Origin of the sequence: Bradyrhizobium sp. IC4059 (assembly GCF_020193615.1) — a bacterium.
Taxonomy (GTDB): domain Bacteria; phylum Pseudomonadota; class Alphaproteobacteria; order Rhizobiales; family Xanthobacteraceae; genus Bradyrhizobium; species Bradyrhizobium yuanmingense.
This window is the reverse complement of record NZ_JADYVH010000002.1, coordinates 1-19,009: the sequence shown is the minus strand read 5'-3', so window position 1 is coordinate 19,009 and position 19,009 is coordinate 1. Positions and strand designations below refer to the sequence as shown.

The window sequence follows — 19,009 nt, the reverse complement described above, 5'->3', positions numbered from 1 at the left end:
CGTCACTCCGCGGCGCCGGTTCGCCGATCATTCCGCGCCACCTCTTCCGAAGGTGCGGCGAAATGTTTGCACGAGCCGGGCTCGCAAGACGTCCGATGCAATCGACCAGAAGCTGAGCTCCGCCGGACCTGCCTGCCCCGACGAGGCGCCGGACATGTGGCGGTCGAGATTGGCGGCGAACTCCGCAACGAGACGTTTTGCAAGGTCTCGCACCAGGCCGGGACGACCGACCTGAGCCAGCATTCCCGTGAGCGTGTAGCCGATCGACAGTTCGACCGCGGTCGCCGCGCCGCCTTCGAGCGGCAGCAGGCGGTAACGGATCTCGCCCTGCGTCGCGGAATGGCTGCGCTGGTCGGTACCGATGCCGACGATGCGCCCCGAGAGTGTCGCGGGATCCCGCTCGACACGCGCGGCCCCCTCGAAGCTTGCTGCGATCGGACCGAGCCTGACGCGGATCGATCCTTCGACGCGCTCCGGCTTTGGCGTCGACGACAGCGATACGCCAGGGAGGCAGGCGGCGATGCCTGCGATGTCCTCGAACATCGCGAACACCTTTGCCGGCGGATACGGCAACGTGAAGCGCTGATCGAGCACGGTTGCCGGCGTGAAGTCGGGGATGCTGCTTGGGGTGGCACTTTCCGGTGCCGGAGCTGGCGCGTGCCGCGCGCGCCGCAGCTCGTTCCGGGCGGTTGCCGCTCGCCCCGAGCCGGCAGGACCAAGGACGGTCCGGCCTCCATCCGCCACCGGCGCGACGTTGCGCGCGCGCCTTGCCTCGATCACGGACTGCACCGCGCGCACAATGCCGACATAGCCTGTGCAGCGGCAGAGATTGCCGCTGAGGCCAATGCGGATCTGGCGCTCGTCGGCGTCGGGCAGACGCAGCACCAGGTCGCGCGCCGAGACCAGCATGCCGGGCGTGCAATAGCCGCACTGAAGCGCGTGCTCGCGGGTGAAGGCAGCGCGCAGCTCGGTCGTGATCTCGTCCTCGTCGAGGCCTTCGATCGTGGTGACATCGGCGCCCTCGCAGGCCGCCGCATAGGTGATGCAGGAGCGCGCCGGCACGCCGTCGAGCAGCACAGTGCAGGCGCCGCAGACCCCGTGCTCGCAGCCGAGATGCGTGCCGGTGAGATCGAGCCTGTCGCGGACGAAATCGGCAAGACTGGTGCGCGGCTCCGCGTGCAGCTCCACCGCGCGGCGATTGACCTGAAGCGCGATCGTGGTCATGCCGCGGCCTCCAGAACGGCGCGCTTCAGCACGCTGACATGGATGTGGCGCTGCGCGGCATCGTCGATGCCGGCGCTTGCGAGCAGGGCATCGGCGACACGAACATCGAAACGCTGCTTGTAGTCGGCGGCGATCCGCCCGCCGAACAGCTCGGCATTCGTGACGACGATCGGCGCCGTGTCGATTGCACCGATGACGATACGCGCCGCGGCGGCGGCGGGATCGACCAGCACCGCACCGATCGCGTGGGCAAATTCGCCGGTCTTGCGGCAGCTCTTGGCATAACCCCAATGCGCCGTCGCTGATCGCGCCGGCACATGGACCGCCTCGACGATCTCGCCGGCATGCAGCGCAGATTCCAGCGCACCGACCACAAACGCTTCGACCGCCATCGATCGCACACCGGCAAGACTGCGCAATGTCACGCGCGCACCCAGGGCCGCCAGCGCCGAGATCCAGTCCGCGGCGGGATCGGCATGGCTGAGCGAGCCGCCGATCGTGCCGCGATTGCGCACCGCGCGATAGGCGATGTTGGCAGCGACAGCCCGCATGGCGCCGCGGGTCACGTCGGCCGTGCGGCCGTCCTCGATATCGGCATGGGTGACGAGGGCGCCCAGCACGAGCTCGTCGCCGGAGACCTCTGCGCGCTTGAGCTCGGCAAGGCCGGAAATGTCAATAATCAGCTCCGGCTGCACCAGCCGCAGATTGAGCATCGGGCCGAGCGATTGGCCGCCGGCGATGATCTTCGCCGATCCGCCGCTTGCGGCCAGCATCGAGAGAGCCGCATCGAGATCGCGCGGGCGCTCGTAAGCAAAGGGCGCCGGTTTCATGCCGCGCTCCTCTCAGCCGCACGCGCGGCCAGCACCGCCGCGACGATGCGATGCGGCGTGATCGGCGACTGCATCAGCTCGACGCCGAGCGGGCGCAGCGCGTCGTTGACGGCATTGGCGATTGCGGCGGGCGGTGCGATGGCGCCGCCCTCGCCGATGCCCTTCACCCCGAATTGCGTATAGGGCGACGGCGTCTCCATGTGGTCGAGGCGCGCGGCCGGGACCTCGGTCGGGCCGGGCAGCAGGTAATCCGCGAGCGTCGTCGCCAGCGGCTGGCCGGAGGCGTCGAACGGCATTTCCTCGTAGAGCGCGGTGCCGATGCCTTGCGCGAGGCCGCCATAGATCTGGCCGTCGACGACGAGCGGATTGACCAGCACGCCGCCGTCCTCGACGATCACATAGTCGAGGATCTCGACCTCGCCGATATCAGGATCGACCGCGACCACGGCTGCATGCGCGGCATAGCTGAAGGTGCCGCTGTCGCGCACGGGCTTGTAGCCTTGGGTGACCTCGAGCCCGCCGGGATCGACGTCTGGCGGCAAATCCTGCGGGCGGCGGTACCAGGTGTGGGCGATCGCCTTCAGGCTGACGCTGCCGTTGACGCCGCGCACCTCGCCATTCTGCAACACCACCGAGGCCGGATCGTGCTGCAAGAGTTTCGCGCCGATGCGGCGCGCACGTTCGCCGAGTTCGCGGCAGGCCGTCGCGACCGCACCACCCGCCATCACCATCGAGCGCGAGCCCCAGGTGCCGGTCGAATAGGGCGTCATCGCGGTGTCGCCGAGGACGATGCGGATGTTTGCGACATCCACGCCGAGGATTTCGTGCGCGACCTGGGCGAGCGTCGTCTCCATGCCCTGCCCGTGCGAGTGCACGCCGACGCGCAGTTCAAGGCCACCGTCCGGCGTCAGGCGCGCCGAGGCCTGCTCATGGCCCGGCACCATCGGGATGCCCCAGCCGGAATAGACCGAGGTGCCGTGCGCGGCCTGCTCGCAATAGATGGAGATGCCGACGCCGATGCGGCGGCCGTCGGCCTCGCCCTGCTTTTGCCTGGCGCGGATGGCGTCGATGTCGATGGCCGCGAGCGCGCGGCGCATCGCTTCCGGATAATCGCCGCTGTCGAAATGCTTCTTGGTGATGTTGTCGAACGGCATCTGTTCAGAGCGCACCAGATTGCGCAGCCGCACCTCGCCGGGCTCTAGGCCGGCTTCCGCCGCCACGAGGTCGAGCATCAATTCCAGCGCAAAGCAGACGCCGGTGCGCGCGACGCCGCGATAGGGCAGGATCGGGCATTTGTTGGTGGCGACCGAGAAGGTGCGGCAGCGATAGGCCGGCATCTTGTAGGGACCGGGCAGGATGCTGGCGACCTGCGCGGCTTCGAGACACGCGGAGAACGGATAGGACGAGTAGGCGCCGGAATCCACCGTCGCTTCGCAATCGATGCCGCGCAGCGTGCCGTCACGGTCAGCATAGACCGTGATTTTGTAATGATGTTCGCGGCAATTGGAGCTGGCGACGAGATGCTCGCGGCGGTCTTCGAGCCAGCGGACGGGATGGCCGCAGCGCATCGTCAGCCAGGACAGGCAGACCTCTTCGGGCAGCAAAATTCCCTTGTGACCGAAACCACCGCCGACGTCGGGCGAGATGACGCGGATCTGGCCCTCCTCCATGTCGAGGCATTCGGCGAGGCCGCTGCGCGTGATGTGCGGCATCTGGGCCGCCGAATGCAGCGTGAGCTGGTCGAGCCTCTTGTCGAAGTTCGCGACCACGCCGCGGCCTTCCAGCGGCGACATGCATTGCCGCGCCGTCGAGATCTCGCGCGTCACCTTGATCGGCGCATCGAGCGCGGCGGAGATGTCGACCTCGTAATTGGTCTCCAGGAAGACGTTGTCGCCCCAATGCTCGTGCACCAGCGCCGAGCCGGGCTCGCGCGCCTTCAGCATGTCATGGATCGCCGGCAGCTCCTCCAGATCGAGCGTCACGGAGGCCGCGATGTCCTCGGCCTCGGCGCGGGTCGGCGCGAGGCACATCGCGACGAGCTCACCGACCTGGCGCACCTTGCCGGTGGCGAGCACCGGCTGCTCCGAGATCTTGAAGCCCGGCAGGCCCGACACCGCACGGATCGGCTTGATGCCGACGAGATCGGTCGCCGTGAACACGCTGCCGCGATGGCGTTCGGGCACATGGATGCCGCGGATGCGCGCATGCGCCAGCGGGCTGCGCACGAAGGCGACGTCCTGAAGGCCGGCGAGCCTGACGTCGCCGACATATTGGCCGCGGCCGCGCATCAGGCGGTCGTCTTCCTTGCGCGGGAGCCGCGCGCCAACGCCCTGCCCCGTCTTTCCGTCCGGAAATTCTCGCTCGCTGCGCAACTTCGCGTTCTCCTTCACCGCCCGGCCTTATGCCGCGACGGCCTGCGGCAGGATCGGCGCGACCGCGTCGAAGCGGGTGCCGGCGCGCAGGCAGAAGGCTGGCTGCAGCAGGCGCTCGGCAATCACCTCGTTGTTCTCGTTGTCCTTGAGGACGAAGCGGCCGTTTTTCTCCGTGAGCACGGAGACGTCGGCGTCCATGCCGATCTTGAGCGCACCAATCTCGTGGCTGCGACCAAGCATTTTTGCGGGATTGGAGGTGACCATCGGCACCACCTGTTCCAGCGACAGGCCGAGCGCCATCATCGAACTCATCGCCTGGACCAGGCTGAACTTGGCTTGCCCCGCGAAGGGATGATTCTCATCGTCCTCGTGCTGGTCGGGCGTTCCGGCCGGCGCGGGCACATGGGTGTTGTAGCCGTGGATGTCGGCGCCGAGCGTGGTCGGAATGATTCCGGCGGCGATCGCCTTCTTCGCGAGCCGATAGGAGAAATGGCTGCCGTGGCCGACATCGACCTTGAGGCCGCGGTCGAGCGCGGCCTGGATCACCGGATGCACCTCGCCCTCGCGATTGACGAAGCCGCCGGGATGGCGCGTGAAGGGATGAGCGAGGATGTCGCCCTCGCGCAAGAGCGGAATGACGCGGGTGAGGATGGTGTCGGCATCCTCGCCATTGGCGCCGCTCTCGGGCAGGCCCCAGAGTTGGCCGAAATGCACATAGACCGGCAGGTCGGCGCGCTTGCCGATCTCGGCCGCCATCTCGATCACGCGAATGCCCCAGCGCGCGAAGCCGCCGATCTCCGCGTGAGCCTTGATGCCGCGCACGAGATCGAGATTGGCGGTTGCCGCCTTGACGGTCGCATCGATGTCGACGCCGTCGGGGCTGTAGAGCTGCGGATAGAAATGGCCCTCGAGGCCGCCGACGAGATAGGCGGAGATAAACGCATAGACGCGCGAGGCCGAGGCTTCCGCGATGAAATGGCGGAAACCCGGCAGCGTCATGCAGGACGGACCGCCCTGGTCGACCAGCGTGGTCACGCCGGACTGCACCCCGACCATGTCGGGGTTCATGCCGAAACGGCCGGAGACATATTGATAGACGTGCGCGTGGGTGTCGATCAGCCCGGGCAGCACGAGCTTGCCGCTGACATCGGCGACCTCCTTCGCGCTGGTCGGCAGAATGTCGGACGCGACCGCCGCGATCTTGCCATTGCGGATGGCGACGTCCTTGAGGCCATCGACGCCGGAGGCCGGACAGATCACGCGGCCACCCCGGAGCAGAAGATCGAAGCTGGCAGTGACGGACATGGCGCTCTCCTCTTCTTGCGAGGGGCGACGGCTTCGTCCCTCGAATTACGAAGCATGCTTCGCATTTTGACAAAAGCAAGCATCGTGCCATGATCCCGATGTGGCAGGCGCACTCGAATCGAGCTAAGCGCGGCAGGGTTTCGGCTTGGGAGTGTGTGCATTGCGGCAAGCGAAGACACGTCGCGGCGGGACGCGGCACCGCCCCTGGCCCTTGTCGGAACGGCCCGGCTATCTGATCCGCCGGCTGCACCAGATTCACGTCGCGCTGTTTCAGGAAGCCTGCGGCGAATTCGAGGTCACGCCGCTGCAATACAGCCTGCTCTCGGCGCTGGCGGTGCGAGAAACCGCCGATCAGACCACTTTGGCGGCCGATATCGCGCTCGATCGCACCACGACGACGGGCGCCTTGAAGCGCCTCGCTGCGCGCAACCTGGTCGAGCGCGCGGTGAACAAGGACGATCGGCGCGCGCGATTGTGCCGCCTGACGCCGGCCGGCGCCGCGCTGCTGGTTAAAATCGAGGGCGCGGCACGGCGGGCGCATCGCGCAACGCTCGGCGATTTGAGCCAGCGGGAACAGGCGCTCTTCATCGAGATGATGCAGCGCATCGTGGCCGGCCATCCCAGTCGCGACAGCGCCGCTGCCCTATTCGACTAGAGGCGAGTGCTGCGCTTTTGAGTTGGGCTGCTTAATTTATCATCGTACCGCTGCCCGGCCGTGCATCGATCGCCGTCAACTGGCGGCGGGTCCGGTGTGCTGCGGCAGGCCGGCGCGTCGGCATGGCCGGCGCTTGAAAACGCAGTCGCATCCGAGGCGAGCCTCGCTGCGTCCGGCATCGAAACGCGCCCGGCCCGGCCGCTCCGCAACCCATGGCACGATTTATGCTGCGATGATGCGAAGCGTGCTTCGTATTGGGGGATGCCATGACGGATTCCGAACTTCGCGCTGATATTCACAGCATCGAGCCAATTCCCGACGCGGACCGGGACTCCTCCGGGCCGCAGCAGATGTGGATCTGGGCCGGCGCCAACGTCGCGCCGGTGAACTGGGCGCTCGGCGCGCTCGGCATCATCCTCAAGCTCGGCCTGATGGAGACAATCGCGGTCATCGTGCTCGGCAACATCGTGGGCTGCGCGATCTTCGCGACCTTCACGGTGATGGGACACAAGACCGGCGTCAACCAGATGGTGCTGAGCCGGTCCGCCTTCGGCGTCCGCGGCGCCTACCTGCCGAGCATCCTGATGTTCCTGATGACGCTGGGCTGGATCGGCGTGAACACCTATTTCCCGGTCAAGGTCTCGATGGGCATCCTCGGCCAGTTCGGCGTGCCCGACACCTGGCTGGTCGAGATGATCGTCATTACGCTGGTGATGGCGGTGCAGGTGATGATCGGCGTCTACGGCTTCTACGCGATCCGCACCTTCGAGAAGTACACGGTGCCGCCGACCATCGCCATCATGGTGCTGATGAGCGTGCTGGCCTGGACGCGGCCCGGCGTCGTCAACTGGAACCTGACCACCTCGCTGCCGCCCGGCGCGCATCTGGCGATGCTGACGATGCTGATGACCGCAATCGGCGTCGGCTGGGGGATTTCCTGGGTCACCTGGGCCTCCGACTATTCGCGCTTCGTGCCGCGCTCCACGCCGTCGAAAGCCGTGTTCTGGTACAGCTATGTCGGCATGTTCGTGCCGACGGTCTGGCTCGGCATTCTCGGCGCGACCATTGCCTCGACGACGCTGGACACGGATCCCGCCAAGATGGTCAGCGCGGTGTTCGGCGGTCCCGTCAGCATCCTTGTCCTCCTGATGGTGCTGCACGGCCCGATCGCTACCAACATCCTCAACGTCTATTCGGCGGCGCTGGCGGCCTTAAGCGCGGGGCTGAAACTCTCGCGCTTCTGGCTCACCGTTATCGTCGGCGTCGCCGGTTATCTGGTCACCCTCTACTTCATCTTCGCGCCGTCCTTCGCGAAGGCGTTCGACCATTGGATGATCAGCCTGCTGTTGTGGATGAGCCCGTGGGCCGGCGTGGTGCTCGCCGACTTCTACATCAAGCGCAAAGGCAAGATCGAGGTGGCCGAGCTCTATCGCTCGCCGGAGAGCAGCGCCTATGGCGACATCAACTGGGCCGGCATGATCGCGTTCTTCGCCGGCCTCGTTGCCGGATGGCTGGTGCAGGACGGCCTCGTCAGCGCGCTGCAGGGGCCGATCTCGATCTATCTGCTCGGCGGTGCCGATCTGAGCTGGTTGTTCGGAATCGGCGTGGCGGGCCTCGTCTACCTTGGGCTCGGCAAGTTCGCGACCTCGCCCACACCGGCCGTCGCGAGCCGTGCCGGCAGCTAGCCTGAGAGCGCTGACCCTCGTCTGTCGTCAGCGCTTGCGGCCAAGCCTCACGATCATGTCGCCGGGCGCAAGTGCTCCGGCGACATGACGGCGCAATCGCCACAGGCTCTCGCCGTCGACCAGCGACGGCATCGGCAGTTCGAGGTCGGCGAGATTGGCGACAATCTGCAGAACGTCGCCCTGCTCGGTCTGCCAGCGCACATCCACGCCGCCCATGCTGGGATCCGCGCCGAGCAATTGTCGCTGCGCCGAAACGAACCCGCGTTTGATCAGCGGCACGATCTTCTCGCGCCGGATCGTCAACAACTGCGTCGTCAGTGCTCGGAACCTGGTGCCGGAAGGCGATTGCTCGATGCGGGTCCAGTCCAGCTTGGAGGCGCGGAAGGTTCTTTCGTCGCACGGGTCCGGGATTCCGGCGCGCGTTTCGGGCGTCGCGAACGCCTTGAAGTGTGAAAACTCCTTGCGGCGGCCTTCCCGTGTCAGTTCGGCGGCTTCGCCCGACCAGTCGGCGAAGAACAGGAAGGGCGTTTCGGCTGCCGCTTCCTCGCCCATGAACAGCATTGGAATATGCGGGCTGAGCAGAACCAGTGCGAGGGCCAGCTCCAGCTTGTCCGGACCGACCAACCGCGACAGCCGCTCCCCGAAAGCGCGGTTGCCGACCTGGTCGTGGTTCTGGGCGAAGAAGATGGTCGCTTCGGGCGGCAGATGAGCGCTCGGCTCGCCGCGCGGCGCCTGGTGCAGGGGAAACACCTCGCCCTGATAGGCAAAGCCCTCGGTGAGGGATCGCGCCAAATGCTCGAGCGGCTTGTCCGCAAACGCCCGGTAATAACCTTCGTCCTCGCCCGTGAGCAGGACGTGGAGCGCATTGTGGAAGTCGTCGCCCCATTGCGCATCGTAGTACGTCGCTCGTCCCTGCGAACGCGCGAGCAGGTGCGCCTGATTGGCTTCGTTCTCCAGCATCAGATGGATGCGCCGGCCCGCCAGCTGGCTGCGCAGGGTCTCGGCGAGCTCGACCAGGAAATGACGTTTCGAGTCGTCCTTCAGTGCATGAACGGCATCGAAGCGCAGGCCGTCGAACCCATAATCGCGCAGCCACATCAGGGCATTCTCGATCAGAAACCCGCGCACGAACGCGCCGTCGGCTCCTTCGAGGTTGACGGCGGGCCCCCACCCGGTGGTGTGGCGCGGGTTGAAGAAGTTCTCCGCATAGAGATGCAGATAGTTCAGCTGCGGCCCGAAATGGTTATAGACGACGTCGAGATAGACCATGAGGTCAAGGGCATGCGCCGCGCGCAGCAGCCGCTTGAGATCCTCCGGCCGGCCATAGCGGGCATTCGGCGCGTTCAGGAGCACGCCGTCATAGCCCCAATTGTGCCGCCCGGGGACGTCGTTGAGCGGCATCAGCTCGATGGCGGTGATGCCGAGATCGCGAAGATAAGGCAGCTTCTTCTCGACGCCGGCATAGGTCCCCTCCTCGCTGAACGTGCCGACATGCAGCTCGTAGATCACGGCTTCCGCCCAGGGACGGCCCGGATAGAGCACCGGGTCCCGCAACGCGACCGTATCGACCACCTCGCTCGGCGCGCCGACGTCGTTCGGCTGGAAGCACGAGGCGGGATCGGGCACGACGAGGTCTTGGTTGATCCTGAACTGATAGCGCGTGCCGGCGCGCGCAGTTTGGCTCAATAGCTGATACCAGCCGTCCGCATCGCGCGGCATCTTGCGTGGCGACTGGCCGATTTCGAGCAGCTCGACCGATCGCGCCGTCGGCGCCCACAGGTTGAACGAGACCCCATGATCGACGATCTGAGGACCATGGCGCCGACTTTGCTCGGCCGTTCCCAGTCTTTGACTCAAGCCCATCCCCTTTCGCGGCATGCCCACCTCGGCATGCAATTGCGCGCGTCGGGGCGACAAAGCGGAGCCGTGTGCGTTCGTTCCTCCACGGCGCCGACGCCGGACATTTGCAGCGCAACGGGAACGGAATCAGCAGCGCGACGGTTACCACCCCAGACAGGAGCCGTGGCCATGCGCCGCCCGAAGCCGCAACTGATCCGCAACAAGCTCGACCTGACCGACCGCGCCCAGGTGCGCCTCGTCAAGAAACGGCTCGGACTTTCGGACGCTGAGCTGATCGCGATCGTCGGGCGGATCGGCAACTCCATTCCGGCCATCAGCAAGGAGGCGGCTCTGCAAAAAGCCAACGCGCCGTCCAAGCCGGCCGACGTGGAGCCCACCGCCGCGACTGCGCCGACATCCTGACGGGCAACTCGGGGGCAGAGATGGACCAGCCAGCACATTCAGACGACGCCCTGACGCGGACGGCCTCACGCCTGCGCCGCACCCGGATCACCGAAGGCAGACCTTTCCCGCTCGGCGCCACCTGGGATGGCCTCGGCGTCAATTTCGCGCTGTTCTCCGCCCACGCCAACAAGGTCGAGCTCTGCCTGTTCGACGATGCCGGCGAAACGGAACTCGAGCGCATCGAGCTGCCCGAATTTACCGACGAGGTCTGGCACGGCTATCTGCCCTCCGCCCGGCCCGGCACTGTCTACGGCTATCGCGTCCACGGCCCTTACGAACCCGACGCCGGCCACCGCTTCAACCCCAACAAGCTTGTGCTCGATCCCTACGCCAGGCAGCTGGTTGGCCAGCTCCGCTGGGGGCCGGAGCTGTTCGGCTACCAACTCGATCACGCCGACAAGGACCTGTCATTCGACGAACGCGACAGCGCGCCCTTGATGCAAAAATGCCGCGTCATCGATCCCGCCTTTACCTGGGGCGTGGCGCGCAAGCCGGAAGTGCCGTGGGAGCGCACGATCGTCTACGAGATGCACGTCAAAGGCTTCACCCAGCTGCATCCGCTGGTGCCGGAAGCCGATCGCGGCACGTTCTCGGGCCTCGCACATTCGGAAATCCCGGCCTACTTGCGCTCGCTCGGCATCACCAGCGCCGAGCTATTGCCGATCCATGCCTTCGTCGACGACAGCTATCTGGTCGAGAAAGGCCTGCGCAATTACTGGGGCTACAACTCCATTGCCTTCTTCGCGCCGGAGCCGCGTTACCTGAAGGCGACGTCGGCCAACGAATTCAAGGCCATGGTCAACCAGTTTCACGCCCATGGCATCGAGGTCATTCTCGACGTCGTCTACAATCACACCGCCGAAGGCAACGAGCTCGGCCCGACCCTGTCGTTCAAAGGCATCGACAATGCCAGTTATTACCGCCTGCTGCCGGACGAGAAGCGCTACTACATCAATGACACCGGTACCGGAAACACCGTCAATCTCTCGCATCAGCGTGTGCTGCAACTCGTCGCCGATTCCTTGCGCTACTGGGCGACCGAGATGCGGGTCGACGGCTTCCGTTTCGATCTCGCCACCATCCTGGCGCGCGAACCCTATGGCTTCGATGAAGGCGGCGGCTTCCTGGACGCCTGCCGCCAGGATCCCGTGCTCTCCAGCGTCAAGCTGATCGCAGAACCCTGGGACATCGGGCCCGGTGGCTACCAGGTCGGTCAGTTCCCGCCGGGCTGGGCCGAGTGGAACGACAAGTTCAGGGACACGGTGCGAGCCTTCTGGAAGGGCGATCCGGGCACGCTGCCCGACTTCGCCAAGCGCGTCTCGGGCTCCGGCGACCTCTTCAACAAGCGCGGACGCCGGCCCTGGGCCAGCGTCAATTTCGTCACCGCGCATGACGGCTTCAACCTCAACGATCTCGTCTCCTACAACGACAAGCACAACGAGGCGAATGGCGAGGACAATCGCGACGGTCACAGCAACAACCATTCCTGGAATTGCGGCGCCGAAGGGCCGACCAACGACCCCGAGATCACCGCCTTGCGTGAGCGCCAGAAGCGGAATCTGCTGGCGACGATGCTGCTGTCCCACGGCACGCCGATGCTGCTCGCAGGCGACGAGTTCGGGCACACCCAGAACGGCAACAACAACGCTTACGCCCAGGACAACGAGACCACCTGGCTCAATTGGATGGGCATCACCGCGAACGGCCGCAGCCTGCGCGAGTTCGTGCGCAAGCTGATCGCCACCCGCAAGGCGTTTCCGATCCTATATCGCAGCCGCTTCCTGGTCGGCTCGCACAACGAGGAGCTCGACGTCAAGGATGTCACCTGGCTGTCGCCGTCCGGCGAGGAGATGACGACGGAGCAATGGCAGGACGGCAACGCCAAATGCTTCGGCATGCTGCTCGACGGCCGCGCGCAGGAGACCGGGATCAAGCGGCGCGGCTCGGATGCGACCATGCTGCTGGTCTACAACGCGCACCACGACGTCGTGAACTTCACCCTGCCGGAGGTCACCGAAGGACACAGCTGGCTGGGCTTGATCGACACCAATCGGCCCGACGCGCCGATGGCCGAGTTCGAGTTCGGGCATGCTTACGCGGTGACCGCGCGCTCGCTCGTGGTGTTCGGCCTTGCCAACGACAGCATCGCGACGCGGCGCCTCCGTCAAGGCCTCGGCGCGCTGCTGGACATCGCCGACACGCCTCTGCCCGAGTAGGTGCGTGCCGGCCGTTCACGATCAGCGATCGACTTCGCCGAACACGATGTCCAGCGAGCCCAGGATCGCCGAGACGTCCGCCAGCAAATGCCCTTTGCAGAGGAAATCCATCGCTTGCAGATGGGCGAAGCCGGGCGACCTGATCTTGCACTTGTAGGCGGTGTTGGTCCCATCCGCGACGAGAAACACGCCGAATTCGCCCTTGGGCGCCTCGACGGCGACGTAGATTTCGCCGGGGGGAACATGGAAGCCCTCGGTGTAGAGCTTGAAGTGATGGATCAGCGCCTCCATCGACCGCTTCATCTCACCGCGCCGGGGCGGCGCGACCTTGTTGTCCTGCACGATCACCGGGCCGCCGCCGTCCGGCGACTTCAGCTTCTCGATGCACTGCTTCATGATGCGGACGGACTGCCTCATCTCCTCCATGCGAATGAGATAACGGTCGTAGCAGTCGCCGTTCTTGCCGATGGGGATGTCGAAATCCATCTCCGCATAGCAGTCGTAAGGCTGCGCCTTGCGCAAATCCCAGGCGGCGCCCGAGCCGCGCACCATCACGCCCGAAAATCCCCACGCCCAGGCCTGCTCCAGCGTCACCCTGCCGATATCCACGTTGCGCGCCCTGAAGATCCGGTTGAGCGTTAGCAAGCGGTCGAGATCATCCACGACTTTCAGAAACGGATCACACCAGGCCTCGATGTCGTCGATCAGCTTGGGCGGCAGATCCTGGTGCACGCCGCCCGGCCGGAAATAATTGGCATGCATCCGGCTGCCGGAGGCGCGCTCGTAGAACACCATGAGCTTCTCGCGCTCTTCGAAGCCCCACAGCGGCGGGGTCAAGGCGCCGACGTCCATGGCCTGGGTGGTGACGTTCAGAAGGTGCGAGAGGATGCGGCTGATCTCGTGATAGAGCACCCTGATGAGCTGGCCGCGGCGCGGCACCTCAATGCCGATCAGACGTTCGATGGCGAGGCAGAAGGCATGTTCCTGGGTCAGCGGAGCAACGTAGTCGAGCCGGTCGAAATAGGGAATGGCCTGGAGATAGGTCTTGGCCTCGATCAGCTTTTCGGTGCCGCGGTGCAGAAGGCCGATATGCGGATCGACGCGCTCGACGACTTCGCCGTCCAGCTCGAGCACCAGCCGCAACACCCCGTGCGCGGCGGGATGTTGAGGACCGAAGTTGATGGTGAAATTTCTGAGGCTCGGAGATTGTTCTGGCATCCCGCTTCCGGTCGGAGCTGTCGCAGCCGTCACCTTAGCCGCGATCTGCAGCGACCGGCTTCACACAGGTTAACGGCTCGCCGCAAAGGGCGGCCATGCGTGCCGTTTGAGCCTTTGGAACACGGCATCAAGAGCCGCGTTCAATTGTCGACATTGGAGCTTTGAGATGAATGTCGATTGCTCGCCGCCGCTCTCGCGATCAATCTTCGCTATTGCGGGAGATACCGGTGATCGGCGCGACCACCCGACCGGCAATTGGCGCCCGTCTTGACCGACCGTGCAGCTGAGCCTGGCGGCACAGCCGAGCGTCCTCTCACCGCCATCACGTTCTCCGGCGGGCTCGGCCTCGGCGCCTATCATGGCGGTGTGTTTGAAGCCCTCAGTTCGCTTCGGCTGCCGATCGACTGGGTGACCGGTTCGTCGGCCGGGGCCATCACGGCCGCGCTGATCGCGGGGAGCCCGTGCGACGATCGGCTGCGCAATTTACGCAGCTATTGGCATGCCCCAAGCAGTCCAGCCGACGTGCCGAACGCCGGCCGCCATACTTTTGCGTGGCTGAGCTCGATCAGTACGCGCGTGCTGGGTCATTCCGGTTTCTTCCACCCCCGCCTCCCCATTCCGGCGTCTCACTACGGCGGCATCTACGATCTCGGCCCGACCCGCCAACGCCTGCAGCGCTTGATTGATTTCGGACGTCTGAATGGCGGCGATCTGCGCATCACGATCTGCGCCACCGATGTCGAGAGCGGCGATGCCGTGTTGTTCGACTCCGCATCGGAGCGGATCGAAATGGACCATATCCTGGCCAGCTGCGGCTTTCTCCCCGAATTCGCTCCGGTGCAGATCGCCGGCCGCTGGCTTGGCGACGGCGGGTTCTCGCTGAACGCGCCGTTCGATCCGATCCTGGAGACTGCAGGCCCGCTCCGCCTCTATGTGATCGATCTGTTTCCGCGCGACGGCAAAGTCCCCGATGGGCTCGAGGCCGCCTCCGAGCGCAAGAGCGACCTGACCTTCGGCAACCAGACCTTCCAGCGCCTCGGCTACGCTCTGGAGGCCCGTCAGCTCCGCGCCGAGCTTCAGGACCTCCACTACAAGGACGAGGTCTATCTCCTGAGCTACCGGCCGGGCCGCGAGGAGGCCGGGCCGGAAAAGTCCTTTGATCTGTCGGAGACGGCCATGGCGCAGCGCTGGCGCGCCGGCTTTCTGGATATGCAATATGCCGCAAGCCTCACTCTAGCCCCGAACGAGATCTGCAGCGTGCGGCGGCCCTAGCGATGTCTCTCGGTGTCGGGACCGGAGCTAGGCGCTGTCCTGCCGTCAAGCCGCTCGCGAATGTCGCGCAGCAGCCGCCTGAGACCGTCATCGGCAGCCATACCCTCGGGCGGGGCGATGGTGGTGATGCCCCAGTTGGCGAGCACCGCCTCCTGCACCGGATTGCGCTGCGCGACGAATACGAAGGATCGCGGCCGGTCCTGGCTGTGCCCGGACTCGTCCCAGATCTGCCAGATCCGGTGCAGCAGCAGCCGGATGTTCGGATCGGACATGCTGTATCCGACGAAGAGCAGCGTGCTTCCCAGCGCATCCGCGCGAAAGCGGATATCGAGCGGGGAATTGAAGGCGAGCCGGTTGAGAAAATCGGTCTCGGTCAGAACCAGCGAAGCATCGTCATCGAAGTCGCCGTGGAATTTGATGATGTGGGTGACGCCGGCGCGAGCGCTCGCGATCTCCTTCGCGTTGCTGATCTTCGCAAAGGGCTTGTTCAGCACGTCGAACGCGGTTTCGAGGTTGCGATCGTAATTGGTGGTGTAGATGACCGGAAAATCCAGCTCGACGATCATCCGGTGCAGCTCTGAAGCGGCGATCTTCTCGGGGTCGACACGCCAATTGCGGTCGAGCCAGCTGCGCAGCGGGCCGATCCCGCCGCGCTTGATCCGATAATATTCCGCGAGCATCTGATAGCCGCCATGCATTCCATCGATGAGGTTGCGATCGAGGCCGAGATCGTCAAGGAGATGATCGATCAGGGACTGCCAGGACGGTAGGCCGACGGCCATCGAGACCCCGGCGCCCACAAACAGGACAGCGCGGCGTCGCTCGATCGCCGCTGCCAGGATGTCGTGAGGCGGCCGCTCCTCCGATATGAGCCCCGTGGTTTGTTGGTCCATCAACCTTGAATGATTGGGCGCGCGACGCGTTCCTAATCCCGGACCACCCCTCAGCGGCCGAGCGGCGAGGATGTCTCGCGCGCCGTCTGCGCCGCGAACCGGGCGATCAGGCGCCGGAGCTGCGCCTTGTGCACCAGGCGCGCCGCCGTCTTCGGCGAGACCCAGATCGCCTCCCGCTCGCCCTTCTCGGGCCACCAGCGCTCCCGCCCGTGCACCTTCATGGGGAAGACGGCAACGTTCATGGTCCGCTTGCGATCACCTTTTCGCTTGCGATGCTTGAAGCTGCCCAGTGCGCGCGTGGCCACGACACCGACCAGGCCCGCCTCCTCATAGGCTTCGAGCGCAGCCGTCAGGTGCGGCTCCTTGTTGCGCATCGGCGATCCCTTTGGGACGCTCCACCTGCGCTTGCGCCTGGTCGTGATCAGCATCACCCGCAGCTCGGACTTGTCCAGCCGAAACGGCAGAGCGGCAAATTGCTTCTTTCCCATCAGGCGCCTCCAACTCGCGTCTGATAAGCGAGCGCCGCAGCCATGGTTCCTGTTTTGCGCAGTGGCGTCTCGCTCGCGATCAGAACTTCCGCTCGACCATCTTGAGCCGCAGAGCCGAAATGGCTTCTCCGGGATTGAGGCCCTTTGGGCATGCTTTCGCGCAATTCAGAATGGTGTGGCAGCGATAAATCCTGAAGGGATCCTCGAGCATGTCGAGGCGTTCGCCGGTGGCTTCGTCCCGGCTGTCATTGATCCAGCGCGCCGCCTGGATCAGGGCTGCCGGCCCGAGAAAACGCTCGGAATTCCACCAATAGCTCGGGCATGAGGTCGAGCAGCACGCGCAGAGAATACACTCGTACAATCCGTCGAGTTTCGCCCGATCCTCGTGGCTCTGCCGCCATTCCTTCTGCGGCGTGGGGGACGTGGTCTGCAGCCACGGCTCGATGAGTGCGAGCTGCGCGTAGAAGTTGGTCAGATCCGGCACCAGGTCCTTCACCACCGGCTGATGCGGCAGGGGAAGCACGCGGAGCGGCTCGCCTTCCGCAACATCCTCGTTCATCGATCTCGTGCATGCCAGCGTGTTCTGGCCGGCGATGTTCATCGAGCAGGAGCCGCAAACGCCCTCTCGGCAGGATCGCCTGAAGGTCAGGGTCGAGTCGATGTTGTTCTTGATCCAGATCAGCCCGTCCAGCACCATCGGCCCGCAATCCGTCTGATCGACGAAATAGGTGTCGAGCCTGGGATTGCGGCCATCGTCCGGATTCCAGCGATAGACCTGAAATTCCCGCAAGCTCTTGCCGGCCGGCTTTGGCCAGACCACCCCCTGCTCGATGCGGGAGTTTCTTGGAAGCCTGAACTCCACCATGGTCCCCTCCGCGCTCAGACCGGCGAAAAACAGCGCAACTGCAAGAGATCGTCGACGGAGAGGCCGAACAGCACTGGCCGAAACGCCGGCGCCGTCGCGAGCACGAGCAGCAGCAGAAACATCACGTAGACCAGAGCCGGCGGCGTGTTTCTAACGAGCCTGTAAGCTGCCTTTCGCATGCACTCCCTCCTGCGCGCCCGCGCGTGCCATGGCAACGCCCATGACGATCATCGCAGCTCCCCACAGCAGGAAGCCGATATCCCAGATAATGCGCTGGCCGTCGGGCACGGTCTCGTTCACATGATGCAATCTCAGGATCTGGTGATCGATCACGCCTTCGACGAGATTGAAGATGCCCCACCCGATCAGGATCGTCCCGAGACACTGCGAGCGGGACCACCGCGGCGCGCCTCGGCGTGCCCGCTGCCATAACAGATAAAGCCCAGCGAGCACGAGGACATAGGCGGTACTGTGAAAGATGCCGTCCCAAGTCGTATTGAGGGTGATGTTCTCGATGGAATCGAGCGGATACCAGCCGCTTAACATATGATGCCATTGCAGCAGCTGATGAAAGACGATGCCGTCGAAGAATGCGCCGAGGCCAAGTCCGAGAAGGACGCCTGCGGACGTCGGGAAATTGCTTTGTCTGTCTTGCATGTGGTGAACTCGTGCGCGGCTCGGCACTTCCGATGCGGAATTAAGCCATGCTAGACGGACACGTTCCTATGGCGATCAGCATCTCACTGGGATCGAGCTTGCGATCAATCGTGCCAATTGATCGAGACTAACATGCGTTAAGGCGAGCGAGACGTTCGTCGGCACGCGTGCGCGATTGGTCATCGGCTTCATTCCCGATAGGAACGTTCGATATCACGCTGCGTCTGTCGCTCACATGTTGGAGATGCACATGCCGAGAAGATCGTTCTTGCTTGCTTTGGGTGGCCTCGGATTGTCGACCCTGAGTAACCTCAGGGAAATCGCATAGCGCGTAGCGACGGAAGCCAGAGAGGCGATCATGGCATACGCCCTGTTCAAGGACGGAGAGAAGATGAGCCGCACGTTTCCGACCAAGGAGGAAGCGCTGGAGAGAGCCGATGAGGCGGGGTTGGTCGAGCATGCCGAGGGCGAGGCGGTGCTCGAGGACGAGTTGAAGATCAGGCCTTGCCCGGCCGACCCCGAGCCTTGCGATGATGCGGACCTGGACTGGACGCCGGTCAAGCCGGCGTCCTGATCAGGGGCAGCGCAATCGCATATGACTTGTGGCGGCGGTCTGCGCGCACGCCTCGTCTTTCGAGACGGCGCTGACGCGCCTCCTCAGGATGAGGCTAATCGGTGTCAGTGCCCGTTGAAACTGCTGCCGCGCACTCCGACCTCATCCTGAGGAGCCCGCCTCAAGCGGGCGTCTCGAAGGATGGCCGCAGGGAAAAACTCAAATGCGATAGCCCTGCTGATCAAGGGGTCAGCATCATGGACTCAGCATCCCCTGCAGATGCCTTTGATCTTTCGATCCGCCTCGGAATCGCGGGAGGTCTCCGAACGAATCTGGTCGTCGCCCTGCAGCGAGGGTCCGGGCGTGACGGTCCCATCGATGCGTCCGATATTGGTGCCGCCTGCAGGATTGCCGGGTCGGCCGACGGTCGTCGATCCCCGTGGGCCGGAGCCGCCGCTCGATTGCGCTGTCC

General features: G+C 64.9%; 17 protein-coding genes and 1 pseudogene. 6 read left to right on the top strand and 12 right to left on the bottom strand.

All coding sequences use genetic code 11. From position 1 onward, the window contains the following. Positions 1–27: 27 nt before the first annotated feature. The 4 genes from I6F12_RS06070 to I6F12_RS06055 are packed head-to-tail and all read right to left on the bottom strand — an operon-like array spanning position 28 to position 5,731. Complete coding sequence (locus tag I6F12_RS06070) at positions 28–1,224, bottom strand: 2Fe-2S iron-sulfur cluster-binding protein (RefSeq protein ID WP_225155760.1); 1,197 nt, start codon at positions 1,222–1,224, stop codon at positions 28–30. Continuing rightward, complete coding sequence (locus I6F12_RS06065; protein ID WP_225155759.1) at positions 1,221–2,054, bottom strand: FAD binding domain-containing protein; 834 nt, start codon at positions 2,052–2,054, stop codon at positions 1,221–1,223. The genes I6F12_RS06070 and I6F12_RS06065 overlap by 4 nt, the downstream gene beginning before the upstream one ends. After that, entirely contained in the window at positions 2,051–4,444 is a 2,394-nt protein-coding gene (locus tag I6F12_RS06060) for a xanthine dehydrogenase family protein molybdopterin-binding subunit (protein WP_225155758.1), read from the bottom strand. The genes I6F12_RS06065 and I6F12_RS06060 overlap by 4 nt, the downstream gene beginning before the upstream one ends. A 9-nt stretch (positions 4,445–4,453) precedes the next feature. Further along, positions 4,454–5,731 carry an amidohydrolase/deacetylase family metallohydrolase gene (locus I6F12_RS06055; protein WP_225155757.1) on the bottom strand — a complete coding sequence of 426 codons (1,278 nt, stop codon included), beginning with the start codon at positions 5,729–5,731 and terminating at the stop codon, positions 4,454–4,456. A 160-nt stretch (positions 5,732–5,891) separates the two neighbouring features. On the opposite strand from I6F12_RS06055, the gene I6F12_RS06050 reads away from it, so the two are divergent. Then, positions 5,892–6,386 (top strand): MarR family transcriptional regulator, encoded by a 495-nt coding sequence (locus tag I6F12_RS06050; RefSeq protein WP_225114753.1) that lies wholly within the window; start codon positions 5,892–5,894, stop codon positions 6,384–6,386. Positions 6,387–6,652: 266 nt separating this feature from the next. Continuing rightward, a complete protein-coding gene (locus I6F12_RS06045) occupies positions 6,653–8,071 on the top strand; it encodes a cytosine permease (RefSeq protein ID WP_036005227.1) in 1,419 nt (472 codons plus the stop codon). A 27-nt stretch (positions 8,072–8,098) separates the two neighbouring features. Here the strand turns inward: I6F12_RS06045 and treZ are convergent, their stop codons facing one another. After that, positions 8,099–9,928, bottom strand: a complete 1,830-nt coding sequence (gene treZ, locus I6F12_RS06040) for a malto-oligosyltrehalose trehalohydrolase (RefSeq protein WP_225155756.1) — start codon at positions 9,926–9,928, stop codon at positions 8,099–8,101. A 171-nt stretch (positions 9,929–10,099) separates the two neighbouring features. Here treZ and I6F12_RS06035 point away from each other — a divergent pair, with 171 nt between their 5' ends. Both I6F12_RS06035 and glgX read left to right on the top strand, forming a co-directional pair. Then, positions 10,100–10,333: a DUF3606 domain-containing protein gene (locus tag I6F12_RS06035; RefSeq protein ID WP_036005232.1), complete on the top strand. Its 234-nt coding sequence runs from the start codon at positions 10,100–10,102 to the stop codon at positions 10,331–10,333. A gap of 20 nt (positions 10,334–10,353) precedes the next feature. Next, positions 10,354–12,591, top strand: a complete 2,238-nt coding sequence (gene glgX / locus I6F12_RS06030; protein ID WP_225155755.1) for a glycogen debranching protein GlgX — start codon at positions 10,354–10,356, stop codon at positions 12,589–12,591. A 21-nt stretch (positions 12,592–12,612) separates the two neighbouring features. Here glgX and I6F12_RS06025 read toward each other — a convergent pair whose 3' ends face one another. Then, positions 12,613–13,809 carry an NADH-quinone oxidoreductase subunit D gene (locus I6F12_RS06025; protein ID WP_036005022.1) on the bottom strand — a complete coding sequence of 399 codons (1,197 nt, stop codon included), beginning with the start codon at positions 13,807–13,809 and terminating at the stop codon, positions 12,613–12,615. Positions 13,810–14,076: 267 nt separating this feature from the next. Between I6F12_RS06025 and I6F12_RS06020 the strand changes: the two genes are divergently transcribed. Then, entirely contained in the window at positions 14,077–15,081 is a 1,005-nt protein-coding gene (locus I6F12_RS06020; protein WP_225145655.1) for a patatin-like phospholipase family protein, read from the top strand. On the opposite strand, the gene I6F12_RS06015 is transcribed toward I6F12_RS06020, so the two are convergent. The 5 genes from I6F12_RS06015 to I6F12_RS05995 all read right to left on the bottom strand — a co-directional run bounded on the left by I6F12_RS06015 (position 15,078) and on the right by I6F12_RS05995 (position 17,984). Beyond that, a complete protein-coding gene (locus tag I6F12_RS06015) occupies positions 15,078–15,974 on the bottom strand; it encodes an SIR2 family protein (protein WP_225145654.1) in 897 nt (298 codons plus the stop codon). The two genes, I6F12_RS06020 and I6F12_RS06015, sit on opposite strands and share 4 nt — an antisense overlap. A 50-nt stretch (positions 15,975–16,024) precedes the next feature. After that, complete coding sequence (locus I6F12_RS06010) at positions 16,025–16,462, bottom strand: NUDIX hydrolase (protein ID WP_109144235.1); 438 nt, start codon at positions 16,460–16,462, stop codon at positions 16,025–16,027. Positions 16,463–16,541: 79 nt separating this feature from the next. After that, the gene (locus tag I6F12_RS06005; RefSeq protein ID WP_036005027.1) at positions 16,542–17,327 is read right to left on the bottom strand and encodes a succinate dehydrogenase iron-sulfur subunit; all 786 of its coding nucleotides are present in this window, start codon (positions 17,325–17,327) and stop codon (positions 16,542–16,544) included. A gap of 14 nt (positions 17,328–17,341) precedes the next feature. Then, positions 17,342–17,506: a hypothetical protein gene (locus tag I6F12_RS06000; protein ID WP_156447251.1), complete on the bottom strand. Its 165-nt coding sequence runs from the start codon at positions 17,504–17,506 to the stop codon at positions 17,342–17,344. Continuing rightward, complete coding sequence (locus I6F12_RS05995) at positions 17,478–17,984, bottom strand: DUF2243 domain-containing protein (protein WP_225155754.1); 507 nt, start codon at positions 17,982–17,984, stop codon at positions 17,478–17,480. Before I6F12_RS05995 ends, I6F12_RS06000 begins: the two co-directional genes overlap by 29 nt. A 358-nt stretch (positions 17,985–18,342) precedes the next feature. On the opposite strand from I6F12_RS05995, the gene I6F12_RS05990 reads away from it, so the two are divergent. Next, on the top strand, positions 18,343–18,558 hold the full coding sequence (locus tag I6F12_RS05990) for a hypothetical protein (protein ID WP_225145867.1): 216 nt from the start codon (positions 18,343–18,345) through the stop codon (positions 18,556–18,558). Positions 18,559–18,800: 242 nt separating this feature from the next. Here the strand turns inward: I6F12_RS05990 and I6F12_RS05985 are convergent. Next, positions 18,801–19,009: pseudogene (locus I6F12_RS05985) on the bottom strand (hypothetical protein); the annotation flags it as partial.